This is a genomic window from Loktanella sp. PT4BL (genome assembly GCF_003201935.1).
In the GTDB taxonomy this organism is placed as follows: domain Bacteria; phylum Pseudomonadota; class Alphaproteobacteria; order Rhodobacterales; family Rhodobacteraceae; genus Yoonia.
This window is the reverse complement of record NZ_QJJL01000014.1, coordinates 1-17,820: the sequence shown is the minus strand read 5'-3', so window position 1 is coordinate 17,820 and position 17,820 is coordinate 1. Positions and strand designations below refer to the sequence as shown.

The window sequence follows — 17,820 nt, the reverse complement described above, 5'->3', positions numbered from 1 at the left end:
AGTCTGGCAGCACCGTCGCTTCAGATTGAGCGCGATAGCTCAAACGGTAAAGTAATCTGGACACGATCCGCCGCCTTTTGATCAAACCGGCGGGGTATAATCTGTGCCCGAAATCCCTGCCATCCGCGCCAGCACGTCATCGCCCAGCTGCATCAACCAGTAGAGCACGTCGATGAAAATCCAGTTCTCGGCCAGTTTGTCGCCCTCGCGGCGATAGATATCTATCACGCGGAATTCACAGGACTTATCGGAGCCTGGCATGCCCATGAACCCACCATGCTGTTTGGCCGTAAAGTTCGGCCAGCCGAAAAAGCCACCGTAATGCCCTTCAGCCAATCGCGCCACATGACCTGTAGCAGAGCGATCATGGAACGCCGCGCGGAACGGACCGGAGTGTTGTTTGGCGTAGCGTTCGATCGTGTAGGCCGCGCCGATGCCGGTGGGTCCCCACCAGATCATGTCATCGTGCCATGTGCGGGCCAGCTCCTCCTCAAGTGGAAGGCCCAATTTCCACGTTCCCAGATCGCCAATCATCGCGTTGATTGCGGCCAAGGTGGCCCTGCCCTCGCCTTCGGGCTGCTCATCTATCAACAAGCCGTCGTGCATCATTGGCCCGGGTTGCACCAATTGTGCCGCCGTCTGTGGCGGAAACGGATTTTGCCCCGCCTGTACCATCAGATGCGGGATATCGACGTGCAGCATTGTTTCAGCGATCTTGCCGTTTTCTATGCGGTTGAATTCGCAATAGCGCAGCATCGTGATCTTGCGGCTGGGCCGGATGCCCAACCAAACCTCATCGAACAGGCCCATCAGGTGCCCCATCGAGATGACCCACACCCCCTCGCCCACGGAATTTTCACCCGCAAAGAAGATATCCTCGCGCCGCTGCAACCGCGTCAGAGAGGTTAACAAAGGCCCCCAAAACACCCGCGCCACATCGGCCGCACCGCGCTGTTCATAAAACGGATGCATCCCGCGCCAGTGCCAATCGGGCGTGGTATGGGAAGCCAGCACCCCTTCGATGGTGTCGGGCGTGGCCCCCTTCATATCCGCATAAAGGGCGCGGACGACAGCCTTGTGATCTTGTAACATGAGTTACCCTTTAACTGCCCCAGCCGTCAAACCGGACACAATCTGACGCTGGAAAAAGAGGATGAGAACGAACAGCGGCGCGGTGGCCGACACAACGGCAGAGACCGCGAACATCACATTGCCTTCCTCGAAGGTAGACCCAAGGAAGGACGCAATTTTCGGCACCATTGTCGCGTTCTCCTGGCTAAGCAACACCGCCGTGACGGCGAAATCGTTATAGGCCAGCAGGAAGGAAAACAGCCCCGTCGTGATCACCCCCGGCCACATCACCGGAATGATGACATGGCGAAACGCCTGAAAACGGGTGCAGCCATCGACCATGGCGCTCTCGTCAAGATCCTTGGGGATGGTCAGAAAGAACGAATGCAGCATCCACAACGTGAACGGCTGGTTGATCGCCACCAACACGATGATCGAAGTCTCCAAACGCCCCCAAACGCCCCATTCAAAGAATGGCAAAAGATAGCCCGACACCAGCGTGATATGCGGCATGGCGCGGAACACCAGCGCCAACATCAGCAACCAGAACGCATAGCGATACCCCGACCTTGCGAGCGCGTAGCCGCCCAAAGTGCCGAACGTGAGCGAGATTACGACGACGCAGACCACCACAACCATCGTATTGAGCGCCGCGCGCCAGAATTCCTTTTCGATCCATGCACCTTCATAGCCGTTCAGCGTGAAATAGCCGCCCGTTTCCGCAATCGTGCGCGTGCCGGTCAGCGCGTTCGTCCAATCCGCCTTCGAAAAGAAATCCCCCTGCACTTTGAATGACCCCCAAAGGGTCCACAGGAACGGAAAGGACGCGATCACGACCCAGATCAGAACCAGTGTCGCAGTCAGAACGATCAGCCCTTGCGAGCGTCTTTGAGCCTTGGACGCCATGGATCACACCCGCTTTCGGTTAAAGTCGCGCCACGTGCGGATCAGCACAGGCGTCAAAAGGATCGCGACCCCGCAAATCGTCAGCACAGACGTCGCCGCCGCCGATCCGAACAGCTGCACATCACCGCCGCGCAAGTCGTTGAAGATAATCCAGCTCAGCGATGTGGCAGAGGCCTGCGCGCTAAAGCCCACGATGGGTTCAAAGACGCGGAAGTTGTCCATCAACTGAATGAGCGTGATGAAAACCGCCAAGGGCGCCACGTAGGGAAACACCACATAACGCACCTTCTGCCAGCGCCCCGCCCCGTCAAGAGATGCGGCCTCTAATGTGTCCTCGGGCACTGTTTGCAGGCCCGCATAAAAGACGATGAAAGCAAAGGGCGTCGAGGACCATACGCCATAGACCATCAACATAATCCACGTCAGCCACGGCGACGCCTTCAGCGAAAGCGAATTGTCGTCAAATAAGTTTTGCAAGGCCGCGCCCAAGACGCCCTCGGCGTCGACCATCCAGAACAGGATCAATGATCCCACCAGCGGCGTCACGATCATCGGTAAAAGCGACACGAAGATCGTCGGCCCCCTGAAGATGCGCGGCAGGGAATTGACGCCCAGTGCGATGAATAGCCCGAAAAACAACACCAGCGGGGTGACCACAAAGGTGAACGTCAGTGTGAATGCCAGCGCTTTGTAGAACGGCAGGTTGTAGACTGCCGACAGGAAGGTGCCCCAGCTCTCGCTGGTCACCCAAGCCTCGCCCACCTCGGTGAACGCCAGATGTGCGCGATTGGTATAGGTACCCAAGCCGTTGAACCGGCCCAAGGGCTGCTCTTCTCGCAATTGCGCCATGGCCTCTTGATCTACATTGACCTCGACGGTGCAGCCGAAGGGGCCGCAGTTCTCAACCTCGACCAGCACTTGTTCGTGCTCGATATACATTGACTGCACGATGACAGAGATGATGGGCACAAAAATGAACAGAAACATCGCCAGAGCGGACGGCAGAATGAACCACATGAAGGTTTTATGGGGCATCGTGTCGGTCGCTCCTGTTTACGGCGATCAAGCGGATGGGCCGCCCCGTTTAGGGGGCGGCCCGTATGTCGCTTACTGGATGAAGCCTTGCTCAGTGGCGGCGGCGATATAGGCTGCTTCCACGTCTGCCAGCGCCTGTTCGGCACTTTCTTCCCCTTGCATGAACTCTGCCAGCTCGTTGCCCAGTGCGGTGTGCATCAGGCCCATAAAGGGTATCATCGGATAAGGCTTGGTCCCCGTGGTCGCCGTCGCTGCGACACCCGCCGCCGCGGGGCCGGGCACATAGGCGGGGGAAAGCCAAACGGCCGCGTCGTTGTTGGCCTGAACAACTTCGTCACGCATACCGTGGACCATGGCGATGAACGAAGCTTCTGCGTCTGCGTCGCTGATGTTTGCGGCAATGGTGAACCCGTCCCACCACAAGGTCGAGGCGGGCGTGTCACCGCCCCCAACGGTCGGGGCGCCGGTCAGAACGGTAGTCGAGGTGATCTCTTCTGTCGATCCTTCGTCATCTAAAATTGGGCCACCGCGTGACCCCCACATGAAGCCGAGCGCTGCATTGCCTGCTTCCCATTCCGCGGCTGTCTCGTTGGACGCGAAGGTCAGGAAGTCAGGGTCGGAATATTCCGCCAGCGCCTTCATCATCTCTAGCGCTGCAACACCTGTCTCGTTGTTGACGGCAGGGTTCGCGGTGCCCGGCTCAAAGAACGCGCCGCCAAATCCCAGATACATGTTCACGAACTCCTCGCCGAGGTTCCAGCCCACAGCCGTGTTTGTGATAAACGGGTTTTCCATCAGTCCCTGGCTGCGGATCGCCTCGGCTGCAGCAAGCACTTCTTCATAAGTGGTGGGCGGCTCAACACCCGCGGCCTCAAGCACGTCAGAGCGATAGAACAGGTGCTGCGCGTTCGCCATAAAGGCAATCGCCACAACTTGCCCGTCCACCGTGATGCGCTGGTTCATCGGAATGTCAGGCGCATGTTCCGCGATCAGATCGTCCAGCGGGCGGATCAGCCCTTCATTGAGCAATGCAACGATGGACGAGTTGGCCACAACGGCGACTGTATACTCCGCCGGATTGGCTGTCAGCGCGGCGACCTGGATGTCCCGGTGTTCGGTGGTGGCGTTGTGGCTGAAGTCTGCCCCTTGGCATTCCCCTGCCCCAGCGCTGACCGCGTTTACGGCCGCGAAGTCATTGGAAAGGATGCTGACACGGCCCTCGGCGACACACCCGTGCCCGTCGGCAAAAGCTGCGCTGCCCATGGTCACAGCCATCGCCGTCGCGCCCATTAATTTGGTAAATTTCGTCATCTATGGTCTCCCGCTAGTGCAATTTCTTATTGGGCGCCGCACCAGATCGAATCGGAACGAGGCCGTGCATACGATTGCAATCAAACGTTCTCGCAACCCATATTGCAAGTCTTATTGCGCATTGCCCCCGAAATGCGATCTATGCTGCGGTTGCGAGCAAAATATAAACCATAAACCACTTGCACCGGCCCAAGAATCGGCAATAACTTTATGCATACGTTTGCAAGGAGGGCGTTATCATGGCCAAGATCCAGCTCAAGAATGTCCACAAACGGTGGGGCAACTTTGTTGGTGTCGATAATTTCGACCTCACAATTAGGGATCAGGAATTTCTGGTTCTGCTAGGCCCGTCAGGCTGCGGCAAGACGACGACCATGCGGATGATCGCAGGGCTTGAAGACGTGACCGAGGGCGACATTCTGGTCGATGGCAAAAGGATCAACGACCTCGACCCCAAGGACCGCGACTGCGCTATGGTGTTCCAGTCCTACGCGCTCTACCCGAACCTCGACGTCTATGAAAACATCCGCTTCCCACTGCGCATGCGTAAGATTCCGGCGAAGGAGCATGACGAACGGGTCATGCGCGCCGCGCAGATGGTCGAGCTGACCGATTTTCTCCACCGCAAACCGGCCGAACTCTCTGGCGGTCAGCGTCAGCGCGTCGCATTGGCCCGCGCCATCGTGCGCCAGCCGAACGTCTTCTTGATGGACGAACCTCTCTCAAACCTCGACGCAAAGTTGCGCGTCTCCACTCGCGCCCAGATCAAAAACCTGAGCCACGAGCTCAAGGTCACGACGATCTACGTCACTCACGACCAGATCGAGGCGATGACGCTGGCTGACCGCGTGGTGGTCATGTCCGCAGGGGTGGTGCAGCAGGTTGGCTCGCCCACGGACATCTACGACTATCCAGCCAACACCTTCGTGGCCAGCTTCATCGGCTCACCAGCCATGAACCTGCTGGACGGGACGATCGAAAATGGCACCTTCACCGGCAAAGACGTCACGATCACCGGCCTCGACAGCACCCGTTCAGGGCCGATAACTCTGGGGTATCGCGCCGAAGACGCCTCCATTGGCGGCAATGCGCCCTCCATCAATGCGCCGGTCTACTCCATGGAACTTTTGGGCGATGCCACGATGGTCACCTTCCGCATCGGTGGTGCCATCGCGACCGTGAAGGCCGATAAGGACTTCCGCGCCGAAATCGGCGAGACCATCACCGCGACGATCCCCGCAGCCACCTGCCACCTCTTTGACGCCACGAGTGGAGAGAGGATCTGACCCATGGGCCATGCTCTTGCTCTCGTTCAGGACATGGAGGCGGCGCTCGGGCGATCCGAAACCGACTTATCCCCATGGTTTCATGAAGATTTCGCCTGGGACGGCAACCGCGGCTGCGGCGTAAAACGCGGCCTGCCCGAGTTTCTCTCCGGCTGGCAATCCCGCTGGCGTGCTTTCCTGTCTGATCGCAGCTACCACACCGTACAATGGATGGAAGACGGCGACTGGGCTGCGTGTTTCGGCGAAGCGCACGGCACCCACTCGGGCCCGCTGATGGGCATCGCCGCCACCGGCAACACCCTCCGCGTGCCATATATCGACTTCTGGCAGGTTCGCGACGGGCGCATCGCCTACAACAAGGTCTCGGTCGATCTGGCCGAGGCTTTGCATCAACTCGGCCATGACGTGTTCGGCGGCCACGGCTGGGACGCGAGCGACGTGGTAAAGGCTGTATGATCCCATGAGCTCTTCCTCCACATACGACTACATCATCGTCGGTGCCGGATCGGCTGGCTGTGCCGTGGCCGCTGGCCTCATCGCGCGCGAAGCAGGCTCCATTGCCATTATCGAGGCAGGCCCGTCCGACAGGCATCCTTTCGTCAAAATCCCCATGGCGCTGATCTGGCTCATGGGGTCGCGCCGCGACTGGCGGTTCAAGTCCGCACCAATGCCGGGCGTGAACGGGCGGCAGGTGAACATCCCGCGCGGTCGGATGGTCGGCGGGTCAGGTTCGATCAACTCGATGGTCTGGTTTCGCGGGCGGCGGGATGACTACGACAAATGGGGCGTTCCGGGGTGGGGCTGGTCCGATGTCGAACCCGCCTTCGAAGACGTTGAGGCCAAAACAAGCCCGAACCGGTTGGCCCACCCCCACCCCCTCACCGAAGCCCTCCACACTGTGCTGGGTCGCAACGACATCGCCCCACCCACTCCGGAATACGAAAGCGCGGGCGTGTGCCACTTCAACCTGCGCAATGGGCGGCGCTGGTCTGCAGCCGATGCCTTCCTGCGCCCCGCCGCCGGCCCCGATCTGACGGTGATCACCGGCAAGGAAGTCACCCGTCTGTCAATCTCCAAGGACCGCGCAGACGGCATATACCTCGGTACCGAACTGCTCTGCGCGACCAAGGGCGTTATCCTTTCGGCAGGCTCCATAGGATCGCCAGATTTGCTGATGCGCTCGGGGATCGGGCCAAAAGGCAGCGTTGAAAAACAGATCGTTGATGCCCCCGAAATCGGCCAGAACCTGCAGGACCACCCCGGCTGCGGGCTACACTTTGCGGGGGCCGAAAGCGGCTATGGCCTAACAGTAAAACAGGCGGCCAACTGGCTGACGGCGCCCCTACAATACCTCGCGGGCCGCGGGCCGCTGGCTTCACCGACGGTCGAAGGCGCGATGTTCTTCAACGCCCGCGGCACCGACCCCAAACCGGATGTGCAATCCCATTTCATCCCGTTCTTCATGAACTGGAAAGGGTCTCGCTACGCCTACGGATCGGGCTATTTCGCCGACGTCTGCCTGTGCCGCCCGAAATCGCGCGGTTCGCTGTCACGGCGCGACGGGCAACTCCAGATCGATCTTGGCCTCTTCACAGACGAAACAGATCTCGACACCCTCTCCCATGGGCTCTTTCGTTTGCGCGACCTTCTCAAACAGGCCCATGGTGACAAAGCCGCCCCCGAAATGCACCCCGCTGGCAAAGCCGCCACGCTGGACGAAATGCGCGCCCATGTCCGAAGCGCCGCTGGCACCGCCTATCACCCTGTCGGCACCTTGCGCATGGGCACCGACAAATCCGCGCCCGTCACGCCGACGCTTCGGGTGCGCGGGGTCGACGCCCTCTGGGCCGCCGACGCGAGCATCATGCCCGCCGTCACCTCTGCCAACACCAACGCCCCCTCGATGATGATCGGCCATCGGGCCGCCTCCTTCATCGTCGGTTAAGAAAGGTTCACCATGACAATCCGCCACTTGAAAACCGCCCGTTCCGCCAAAGCCCGCGCCGAAGACGACGCCAAAACCAAGCAGATCGTCGAGGCGGGCCTGAAAGAGATCGAAACCAAAGGCGACGCTGCCGTGCGCGATATGTCGGTGAAGTTCGACGCTTACGACCGCGACAGCTACCGCCTGTCCGAGGCCGAGATCAAGGCTCTCATCGCAAAGGTCACCCCGCGCGAAATGGCCGATATAAAATTTGCGCAAGAACAGGTCCGCACCTTCGCACAACATCAGCGCGACTCCATGCTGGATATCGAGGTCGAAACCATGCCCGGGGTTATTCTGGGCCATAAAAACATTCCTGTTCAATCGGTTGGCTGCTACGTGCCTGGCGGCAAATTCCCCATGGTCGCAAGCGCGCATATGTCCGTTGCCACCGCTTCGGTTGCGGGCGTACCGCGCATCATCGCCGCCACGCCCCCCTTCAAAGGTGAACCGAACCCCGCTGTCATCGCTGCCATGCACCTTGGAGGCGCTCATGAAATCTACGTTATGGGTGGCATCCAGGCGATCGGCGCCATGGCCATTGGCACCGAGACCATCGACCCCGTCCATATGCTCGTCGGCCCCGGCAACGCCTTTGTCGCCGAAGCGAAACGTCAGCTTTTCGGTCGTGTCGGCATCGACCTTTTTGCAGGACCCACCGAAACCATGGTCATCGCAGATGAGACCGCTGCCGACGGTGAGCTTTGCGCCACCGACCTGCTGGGCCAAGCCGAGCACGGCTACAACTCCCCCGCTATTCTGCTTACCAATTCCGACAGACTGGCGACGGACACCTTGCGCGAGATCGACCGCCTACTTGACATAATCCCCACCGCCGACACCGCCGGCAAGAGCTGGGAGGACTATGGCGAAGTCATCGTCTGTGACACCTACGAGGAAATGCTCCAAGTGGCCGACGACATCGCCTCCGAACACGTGCAGGTCATGACCGACCGCGACGATTGGTTCCTTGAACACATGACCTGCTACGGCGCGCTGTTCCTTGGGCCGCGCACCAATGTGTCCAACGGCGACAAGGTTATCGGAACCAACCACACCTTGCCCACCAAAAAGGCGGGGCGCTACACGGGCGGCCTCTGGGTCGGCAAGTTCCTGAAAACACATAGCTATCAAAAGATCCTCACAGACGAGGCCGCCACCCTCGTGGGCGAATACGGCTCCCGCCTGTGTATGCTCGAAGGCTTCGTAGGCCACGCCGAGCAATGCAATATTCGTGTGCGCCGTTACGGTGGGATCAATGTGCCATACGGTGAAGGCGCACCCTATCGCGAGGCTGCAGAGTGAGTTTTCATCCAAGCCTGAGGCCGCTTCAAGACGCCCTGAAATGCGTCACACAAGATGCCGGCGCAACCCTTGACAAAATGGTCGCACCCGACGCGCGGATACACTTATGCGCGCCCTTCGGCACCGTCTCGGGGAAGGATATGTGGGGCAATCTCTACGCTCCATTGCTCACCTCCATGCCAGACCTTGAACGACGCGACATGATCGTTCTCACTGGTACTACGCCAGAAGGTCAGGACTGGGTCGGCTGCATGGGCAACTACATGGGCACGATGATCCGGCCCTGGACCATTAACGGCCACCATATCCCGCCCACGGGCCACCTGACCCACATGCGTTACCACGAGTTCTTCCGCATTGAAAACGGTCAGGTGACCGAGGCCCAGATCATCTGGGACATCCCCGAGCTGATGATGCAGGCAGGCGCTTGGCCCATGGCGCCACAGCTTGGCAAATTCCTCTGTACCCCCGCCCCGATGTTTCAGGACGGCCTGACAGCACAGGGCGATGGTCAAGCGGCGATGGACCACGTCATCGCCATGCTGACAGACCTATGCAAATACCCCGCCAACCCCGATCCGGCGGTGATGAACCTAGAGCACTACTGGCACCCCCGCTTCAACTGGTATGGCCCCGCCGGCATTGGCACCGGGCGCGGCATCGCAGGTTTTCGCAACTGGCACCAAATCCCCTTTCTGCGCGCCATGCCCGACCGAAAGCTCGATGCGATGGGCGATCTGATGTCCCACTGGTTCGCCCAAGGCGATTACGTTTGCGAAACCGGTTGGCCCAACATGCGCCTCTCCGTGAAAGAGGACGGTTGGATGGGGCTGGCCCCCGCCGGAAAAGAAATTGTCATGCGATCGCTGGATTTCTGGCGCATGGAGGACGGCAAAATTCGCGAAAACTGGGTCCTCGTCGATTTGCTGGACGTTTATGCCCAACTTGGCGTTGATGTTCTTGCGCGCATGTCCGAGTTCAACAAAGCCAAATCCATTGGCCCAATTACACTGCCCGAAGGACAGTTTTCATGACCCTGCCCCGCACACCATCTATGCGCCTTGACGGCAAGCGCGCGCTGGTGACAGGTGCCACTTCGGGCATCGGAGAAGGCTGCGCCGTTGCCCTCGCCGAGGCGGGGGCGCACGTCACTTTGGTGGCCCGCACCGCTTCCGCCTGCGACGCCCAAGCGGAAGTATTCCAGTCGCAAGGTTGGGATGCTGCCGCCATGCCTCTCGACATCTGCGATGTCGCTGCGACCGAAGCCGCCGTAGCGGCCAACGGCCCCTTCGACATCCTCGTCAACTCTGCAGGCCTCGCACGCCACAGCGCCGCGATCGAAACAACCGAGGGTGATTACGACGCCGTCACCGACCTCAACGTCAAGGCTGCCTATTTCCTGACCCGTGCGGTGGCCAAAGGCCTGATCGTCGCCGGCAAGCCCGGAAGCCTTATCAACATTTCCAGCCAAATGGGCCATGTAGGCGGCATCGATCGTGCGGTCTATTGCGCCACCAAACACGCACTCGAAGGCATGACCAAATCCATGGCCATCGAATGGGCCCCGCACCAGATCCGCGTGAACACTATCTGCCCCACTTTCATCCGCACACCTTTGGCTGAGAAAACGCTCGCTAATCCAGAGCGCCGCGCTTGGATCGAAGAAAAGATCAAACTCGGTCGTGTGGGCGAGGTTGAAGACATCATGGGCGCAACCACCTTCCTCGCCTCCGACGCGGCGGCGCTGATCACTGGAACGCATCTTATCATCGACGGAGGTTGGACAGCAGGCTGATGGGCGCGAGAACCACCTCTCTTCAAGTTGCCAAACTGGCAGGCGTCAGCCAATCTGCGGTCAGCCGCGTGTTTTCCGGCGCCTCAGCAAGCCCCGAGACGGCCAAGAAGGTCAGGAAGGCAGCCAAACAACTTGGCTACCGCCCAAACGTCCTCGCCCGCGCGATGATCACTGGCAAGTCGCGTATCATCGGGCTGATCGTCGCCTACCTCGACAACCAGTTCTACCCCGAAGCGCTCGAACGCCTCTCTAACGCGTTGCAGGCAAAGGGTTATCACATCCTGATTTTCACAGTCCCCAATACAACGGACCGTATCGCGGGCGTCGTAGAGGACCTTTTGGATTATCAAGTCGACGGGATCATTGCGGCCTCTGTATCGTTGTCCTCGGGCCTGACAGACCTCTGTGTCAAAGCAGGCATTCCCGTCGTTCTGTTCAACCGCGGGCAGCCGGGCAGCGGGCTGTCATCTGTCACCTCGGCCAACATCAAAGGCGCAACGATGGCGACGCAGGCCCTTATTGAAACTGGCCACAGTCGCATTGCGCATATCGCTGGTTGGGAAGGGTCGCTGACAGGGCGCGATCGGCAACAAGGGTTTGAGGATGCAATGGCGTGCGCGGGCCTCACCCCTTTTGCGATCATCGACGGGATGTACAATCGTGACACCGCCGCCTCCATTGCCCGACAGTTGATGACAGGTGACACGCGGCCGGATGCGATCTTCGTGGGTAACGATCACATGGCCTTCGCGGTCATGGATGAGATCCGCCAAATGGGGTTCTCGATCCCCGCCGATGTCTCGGTCATCGGATATGATGACGTGCCGCTCGCCTCTTGGCCCGCCTATGATCTGACGACGGTGCGTCAACCCGTCAATCGCATGGTCGAGGCCACCCTGGAAACACTTCTTTCCTCTATAAACGGGCAGGAAGTCTACCCTCAAACCATTGAAATCGAGGGGCCCCTTATACAAAGGGGCTCTTCCAAACCGATCAAAGGATCATAAAGATGAAGGGTTCTTCGAACCGCTGGAAAGATTTCCCCGATTACATCATCGGCATCACCAAAGAGATTTGGGAAGACCGTGGCGTCGGCACCCTGCACGACTATTACGCAAAAGACATCGTGGTGCGGTCCCCTATGGGCATTCAGCGCGGCAACGGGGCTGTGATGGCCTCAACGATGGCGACGATCAACGAATTTCCAGACCGCGAGCTTTTCGGGGATGACGTAATCTGGTCGGATGACCCTGACTTTGGCTTGCTGTCTTCACACCGCCTGATCACCCGTGCCACGCACGAGCAGGACGGTCAGTTCGGCCCTGCCACAGGCAAGCAATGGACCGTTCGCGTCATCGCCGATTGCGCAGCAAAGAATGACTGCATTTACGACGAATGGCTGGTGCGCGACTATGGTGGCATCGTGCGTCAACTGGGCATGAACCCGCAGGACTACGCCGCCAGACTGATCGACGCCGAAGGTGGCCCCGACGCCGCTTCCAAACCGTTCACGCCAGATCAAGACATAGACGGCGGCTACAACGCCAAGGGCAATGACAATGCCTGGGGCCAACGCTACGCCGACACGCTGACGCGGATCATGAACCTCAACTTCCATACCATTCCCAAAGACTACGACCGCGCTGTGAATTGCGAATATGCAGGCGGGTTGTCCGTCTTGTCCCACGACAGTGTCACAAAATTCTGGCTTGGCCTGCGGTCGTCCTTTCCGGACGCCAAATTCCAGATTCACCACCAGATCGGCATGGACAATGACATACTGCCACCCCGCGCAGCGATCCGCTGGTCGTTGGACGGGTCTCACTCTGGCTGGGGCACCTTCGGCAAACCGACAGGCGCACCCGTCCATGTGATGGGCATGTGTCACGCCGAATACGGCCCCTTCTGCAACGCGGACGGCCCGCAGGACGCGACCATCCGCCGCGAATGCGCCCTCTACGACGAAATCGCGATCTGGAAGCAAATTCTAATGCGAGGACCACACCAATGACACCTGCCGATATGGAAACCCGCATTGTCCGTTACGGGGATTTGCAACCCTGCAAAACCGCCTTCATCGATGCCCACACGCCGGGCAGCAACCAGAAGGAAAACTTCACGATCATCGGCGGCGGGGTCTCCGAATCCCCCGACCAGCACGTCCACATCTCCATCCCGCACGGCTTCAACATCGGCGCTGCCGGCCAGCCGCCGCGCGTTACAAACTCGCTCCATGATCACCACACCGCCGAGGCTTTTTTCGTATTGTCCGGTAAGTGGCGCTTCTTTTGGGGCCGATGGGGCGACGCGGGCGAAGTGACGCTGGAAGAAGGCGACATTTTCAATATCCCCACCGGAATATTTCGTGGCTTTGAAAATATCGGCACCGACTACGGGATGATCATGGCAATCCTTGGCGGCGACGATGCAGGCGGCGGCGTCATGTGGGCGCCGCAAGTCATCGAGAACGCTGCTGAACACGGGCTGATCCTTGGCGAGAACGGCAAGCTCTACGACACCAAGCGCCAGCAAAAGCTCCCAGAGGGCATTTCGCCCATGCCGCTTATGTCGGAAGAAGAATTGGCCAAACGGGCAGAGCCCACCACCGCAGAAGTCCTGCCCAACCATGTGGCCCGCTACTGGGACCTTGTGGCGCTGGCAGACAAGAAACCGGCCAAGGTCATCGGAGAACACGGTCTGCTGCGCGACAAACCCGGGTTCGAGATCGATTTCATCACCCGAGGATCGGCAACCGAGGCCAAGCACAGCCACCCCTTCCCATCCGTTCTGATGCCGATGCGTGGCCATTGGAAGGTGCGTTGGGACGGCGGCGCGGTAACGCTCGCCCCAGGCGACACAATGTCCGTCCCCGAAAACCTTCCCCATTCGGCTGTCCCTTCAATGACCGGAGAGGCCAGCCTCTACCACGTAGTGGCCACCGGCGATCCGGCTGGACCCAGCTGGAAGGTTTAACTCGCGTCCTGTGCTCCGCCGTACATACAGGTTGTGTACAGAATGTGTACGCAATGTGACTCTTTGGAAAGGCCTACAATGTCCAAGATATTAACGTCCCACGTTGGTTCCCTCCCTCGCACCCAAGAGGTCGTGGATTTCATTTTTGCGCGCGAGCACGGCAAGGATTACGACGCTGCCGCTTTTGATGCAGCCATGACCAAAGCGGTGTCAGAAACCGTTGCAAAACAGAAGGATGCGGGCATTGATATCGTCAGTGACGGTGAAACTTCCAAGATCAGCTATGCCACCTACGTTAAAGACCGCTACACCGGTTTCGACGGCGACAGCCCCCGCAACGCGCCAGCGGATTTGAAGAAATTCCCCAGCTTTCTCAAACGCTTAGCCGATGAGGGCGGCACCCCCCAATACGCCCGCCCCATGTGCGTTGGCGAGGTGAAATCCAAAGGTCAGGGCGAGCTAGAAAAAGACATCGCCAACCTCAAGGCCGCCATGGCCAACCAAGGCGTCGAACGTGGCTTCATGAACGCCGCAAGCCCTGGAGTTATCTCCCTGTTTTTGCAAAACCATTTCTATGCCACCCGCGAAGAATACCTCGCCGCTCTGGCCGACGCGATGCGCGACGAATACCGAACCATCGTGGACAGCGGGCTTGATCTGCAACTGGATTGCCCCGACCTCGCCCTGTCGCGTCACATGCTGTTCAACGACCTCTCTGACGACGAGTTCCTCAAGATCGCAGGGTCCCATGTCGAGGCTCTCAATCACGCCCTCGAAGGGATCGATCCATCCCGCGTAAGGGTCCATATTTGTTGGGGAAATTACGAAGGGCCCCACGTCTGCGACATCCCCATGGCCAAGATGTTCGACACCCTCATGTCCACCACTGCGAACTACGTTTTGTTCGAAACCTCCAACCCGCGACACGGCCACGAATGGTCCGTCTTCCGCGACCGCAAAGCGGACATTCCCGAGGACAAGATCCTTGTGCCCGGCGTGGTCGATACAACCACCAATTTTGTCGAACATCCCGACCTCGTGCAGCAGCGCATTGAACGGTTCGTTGACATCGTCGGACATGACCGGGTGATCGCTGGCTCAGATTGTGGTTTTGGAACCTTCGCCGGTTATGGCGCGGTCGATCCGGAAATCGCCTATGCGAAGCTTGCCGCGTTGTCCGCTGGGGCCGCGCAAGTCAAATGACGCTTGTTCTGCTCCCCGGAATGATGTGTGACGGGCGGCTGTTCGAACACATGCCGCCCCATCATTGCCTCGCGATTTCGCAACATGACACCGTTGAGGCATTGGCTGCAGATGTGCTGAAGAAGGCGCCGGAAACCTTTTCGTTGGGCGGTCTGTCGATGGGTGGCATCGTAGCGATGGAAGTCATCCGGCAGGCCCCTGATCGCGTCACGCGCTTATGTCTGATGGACACGAATTGCGAAGCTGAAACCGACCAAATCAAGGCGATGCGACAACCTCAGATCGACAAAGCTCTGGCGGGAGGACTGGACAGCGTCATGCGTTACGAAATGAAACCTAACTACCTCGCCGACAGCCCGAGCCGCGCTGATGTGCTGGATCTGTGTATGGAGATGGCGCTCGGGCTTGGCCCTGAAGTGTTCGCGCGCCAGTCTGTTGCCTTACGGGATCGTCCTGACCAGAAGAAAACCCTTGAAAATTGGACCAAACCAACGCTGATCCTGACCGGCGCTCAAGACCGCCTATGCCCCTTGCACCGTCACAAACTGATGGCCGACCTGATGCCGCAGGCAACCTTCACCATAATCGAAAACGCCGGCCATCTGCCCACACTGGAACGCCCCGCGGCAACCCGCGCCGCGCTTTCGCTTTGGCTAAAGGAGTAACCCACATGCAGCCTTCCTTACATAAGCTTCTGATCTCGGTCGACACACCCACAGTTTGCAACGCCATTGAAGTGGCTCAAGGCAAACGTGGCTTCAACGATTTCACGCGCGGCACGATGTTGATCAACGAGCCGACCGGAGTATTGGTCGGCTATGCAAGCACGGCCAAGATCGCCGCCGTAACCCCGCCACAGGACGCCCCCGACGTCGTTCGTGCACGCCGCATGGCCTATTACAAGCAAATGGCCGAAGCCCCGCGACCCGCAGTCTGTGTGATCGAGGATGAAGACTTTCCAAATGCTGTCGGCGCATTTTGGGGTGAGGTCAATACGACGATCCATAAGGGATTTGGCGTGGCCGGTACGCTGACCAACGGCGTCATGCGTGACTTGGGCGACATGGCACCGGATTATCCGGTGGTCGCTGGATCGGTCGGCCCCAGCCATGGGTTTGTTCATGTGACGGCGGTGGATATTCCGGTTCAGGTTTTTGGCCTAACGGTCAACCCCGGCAGTCTGGTGCACGCCGATCGACACGGCGCGGTTGTGATCCCGCCAGACGTCATCCCCGATCTCGAACTTGCCATCCATAAGATGCAGCAGACCGAACGATTGATCCTTGATCCTGCGCGGCAAACCGGCTTCGATTTCAACGCATTTGAGGTTGCCTGGAAAGCGTTTGAAGACGCGCGAACTTGAAGACTAGTGAGTGCTGTCCACCCTTGATGGCAAGGATGCGCCAAATGTCCTTGCTTTTCAAATACCTCCCTAGACCTTTGCGCCTATATTCAAGCCATTCTCCCGCCACTTTTTTGAACACGTCCGAACCGCAGCCAAACCCCCGACAAAGCGCGCCAGAAGGCGATTTCAACTTGCGCACATAGTGCACACGACGCCTAATAAGTCTTTGAAATTAAACCAAAAACAGTCCAGTCCATCACAGGACGGAGTGCAAACTCAACCCAAACCAGACAAATGTAACTGCCGCTGCCAATAACTTTCCTCCGCCATGCGCAACAGACATGCCAACCCCGCCACGCTATCGACCAACCAGGTTTTCGCCATCACCCTCCCGCAGTATCGTTTCCATTTCATCCAATCCATCTACAGCAGAGCGCATCTGCGCCTCATCATCCACGCCCACTGTCTCGGCATCCGCAACCTGGCCCCCAAAATCCATCTCCATCTGTCGCTGTTCCTCGGCGATAACGGCTTGAACGACAGGCGCGGTCTTTTTGGGCAAGGCGTCGGTTCGCCCTGACGTTTGACTGCCCGCTTCTTGGCGCGTGGTCTCCACTACGACGTCAGACCCACCTGGTACGCTTGCAGGCGGTGTCATCGGCATGGCGCGCGCACTCAACGGCAGATTGCCCTGCGGTCCCCTGCTCCCAGGCTCCGGGAACGGCAACTCGCCTGTCTGCGCCGCATGGATCGCCTTGAACAGCCGATCGTCAAAATACTGTATCCGCTTCGCACGGACCGGCATTTGGGCATCGATCACCATGACGATCTCATCGAGCGGCAGGCGGCGCGCCTCGTCTTCGGGGAGCAGAGAGCTCTCTTCGGTCCGTGTCGATTGGCTGCGGCCTTCGAAGGGGTTCTTGCCGATTGATTGAGATCGCGTGACGACAGTCTTGGTGGTCTTGCCAACCGCCTTGCTCAGCTCCTCGACAGTCTTTTCATCGGAGGGCGTGAGATAGAGTTTCACGCCCGCGTTGCCCTGCAGGGCGCGGCGGGTGTTTTCGCCATAGATTTCATCGAGGGCGGGGATGGTTTGGGTAACCACGGCGAGGTGACCGCGATACGTCCGCAGGGTCTCGATGCTCTCGACCACGATGGGCATCTTGCCCAAACGATTGAACTCGTCGAGCATGATCATCACCGGCCAAGGCTCGTCCGGCCCTGGGTCCTTTTCCTGCATGGCCGAGAGAAGATCGGAAAAGAAGAGCCGGATCAGCGGCGCAAGCGGCTTCACCATCAGCGGCTGGACCACGAGATAGACCGAAAAGGGCTTCTTGCGGATCGTCCGGAAATCAAAGTCCGACACCGCCGTCGCCTCATCGATGGCCGGGTTCTGCCATTGGTCGAGCCCCGAGGTCATCAGGAGCGAAACGTAAGAGGTCAGCGTATCGTTGTTGGTCGAGGCCAGCCGCGTGAAGATCAGCTTGGCGGCCCTGTTGTCCACCTCGTGACCCCGCGCGAAATACTCCTTCTGCTTGTTCCCGCCCGAGGCCGCGATGCGGTAGATCTCGCCCAAGGTCGGACGCTTGCGCTGGAACGCCAGCAG

At 59.2% G+C, this 17,820-nt stretch carries 17 protein-coding genes; 12 read left to right on the top strand and 5 right to left on the bottom strand.

Annotated elements, in window-relative coordinates; all coding sequences use genetic code 11:
• Positions 1-81: 81 nt before the first annotated feature.
• The 4 genes from C7964_RS18720 to C7964_RS18705 form a co-directional block, all read right to left on the bottom strand.
• Positions 82-1,092, bottom strand: coding sequence for a nuclear transport factor 2 family protein (locus C7964_RS18720; RefSeq protein ID WP_110281092.1), 1,011 nt, complete (start codon positions 1,090-1,092; stop codon positions 82-84).
• Between the two features lie 3 nt (positions 1,093-1,095).
• A complete protein-coding gene (locus C7964_RS18715; protein ID WP_110281091.1) occupies positions 1,096-1,977 on the bottom strand; it encodes a carbohydrate ABC transporter permease in 882 nt (293 codons plus the stop codon).
• Positions 1,978-1,980: 3 nt separating this feature from the next.
• Positions 1,981-3,012: a carbohydrate ABC transporter permease gene (locus tag C7964_RS18710; RefSeq protein WP_110281090.1), complete on the bottom strand. Its 1,032-nt coding sequence runs from the start codon at positions 3,010-3,012 to the stop codon at positions 1,981-1,983.
• A 72-nt stretch (positions 3,013-3,084) separates the two neighbouring features.
• Positions 3,085-4,323, bottom strand: a complete 1,239-nt coding sequence (locus tag C7964_RS18705; protein ID WP_110281089.1) for an ABC transporter substrate-binding protein — start codon at positions 4,321-4,323, stop codon at positions 3,085-3,087.
• Between the two features lie 239 nt (positions 4,324-4,562).
• Between C7964_RS18705 and C7964_RS18700 the strand changes: the two genes are divergently transcribed.
• The 12 genes from C7964_RS18700 to C7964_RS18645 all read left to right on the top strand — a co-directional run bounded on the left by C7964_RS18700 (position 4,563) and on the right by C7964_RS18645 (position 16,232).
• Positions 4,563-5,609, top strand: a complete 1,047-nt coding sequence (locus C7964_RS18700) for an ABC transporter ATP-binding protein (protein WP_110281088.1) — start codon at positions 4,563-4,565, stop codon at positions 5,607-5,609.
• 3 nt (positions 5,610-5,612) lie between these two features.
• On the top strand, positions 5,613-6,065 hold the full coding sequence (locus C7964_RS18695) for an ester cyclase (protein WP_110281087.1): 453 nt from the start codon (positions 5,613-5,615) through the stop codon (positions 6,063-6,065).
• Between the two features lie 4 nt (positions 6,066-6,069).
• The gene (locus C7964_RS18690) at positions 6,070-7,554 is read left to right on the top strand and encodes a GMC family oxidoreductase (RefSeq protein ID WP_110281086.1); all 1,485 of its coding nucleotides are present in this window, start codon (positions 6,070-6,072) and stop codon (positions 7,552-7,554) included.
• A 12-nt stretch (positions 7,555-7,566) separates the two neighbouring features.
• A complete protein-coding gene (gene hisD / locus C7964_RS18685; protein WP_110281085.1) occupies positions 7,567-8,898 on the top strand; it encodes a histidinol dehydrogenase in 1,332 nt (443 codons plus the stop codon).
• Positions 8,899-9,098: 200 nt separating this feature from the next.
• Positions 9,099-9,932 (top strand): nuclear transport factor 2 family protein, encoded by an 834-nt coding sequence (locus tag C7964_RS18680; RefSeq protein ID WP_353652429.1) that lies wholly within the window; start codon positions 9,099-9,101, stop codon positions 9,930-9,932.
• Positions 9,929-10,693: an SDR family NAD(P)-dependent oxidoreductase gene (locus C7964_RS18675; protein WP_110281083.1), complete on the top strand. Its 765-nt coding sequence runs from the start codon at positions 9,929-9,931 to the stop codon at positions 10,691-10,693. The genes C7964_RS18680 and C7964_RS18675 overlap by 4 nt, the downstream gene beginning before the upstream one ends.
• Positions 10,693-11,700: a LacI family DNA-binding transcriptional regulator gene (locus C7964_RS18670; RefSeq protein ID WP_110281082.1), complete on the top strand. Its 1,008-nt coding sequence runs from the start codon at positions 10,693-10,695 to the stop codon at positions 11,698-11,700. Before C7964_RS18675 ends, C7964_RS18670 begins: the two co-directional genes overlap by 1 nt.
• A 2-nt stretch (positions 11,701-11,702) precedes the next feature.
• On the top strand, positions 11,703-12,704 hold the full coding sequence (locus C7964_RS18665) for a nuclear transport factor 2 family protein (RefSeq protein ID WP_110281081.1): 1,002 nt from the start codon (positions 11,703-11,705) through the stop codon (positions 12,702-12,704).
• Positions 12,701-13,666, top strand: coding sequence for a cupin domain-containing protein (locus tag C7964_RS18660; protein WP_110281080.1), 966 nt, complete (start codon positions 12,701-12,703; stop codon positions 13,664-13,666). Before C7964_RS18665 ends, C7964_RS18660 begins: the two co-directional genes overlap by 4 nt.
• Positions 13,667-13,744: 78 nt before the next feature.
• On the top strand, positions 13,745-14,869 hold the full coding sequence (locus tag C7964_RS18655; RefSeq protein WP_110281079.1) for a cobalamin-independent methionine synthase II family protein: 1,125 nt from the start codon (positions 13,745-13,747) through the stop codon (positions 14,867-14,869).
• Positions 14,866-15,534, top strand: coding sequence for an alpha/beta fold hydrolase (locus C7964_RS18650; protein WP_110281078.1), 669 nt, complete (start codon positions 14,866-14,868; stop codon positions 15,532-15,534). The genes C7964_RS18655 and C7964_RS18650 overlap by 4 nt, the downstream gene beginning before the upstream one ends.
• Before the next feature lie 5 nt (positions 15,535-15,539).
• Positions 15,540-16,232, top strand: coding sequence for an RraA family protein (locus C7964_RS18645; protein ID WP_110281077.1), 693 nt, complete (start codon positions 15,540-15,542; stop codon positions 16,230-16,232).
• 340 nt (positions 16,233-16,572) lie between these two features.
• Here C7964_RS18645 and C7964_RS18640 read toward each other — a convergent pair.
• Positions 16,573-17,820: type IV secretory system conjugative DNA transfer family protein (locus C7964_RS18640; RefSeq protein ID WP_181417248.1), on the bottom strand; the 1,248-nt coding region annotated here is incomplete at its 5' end.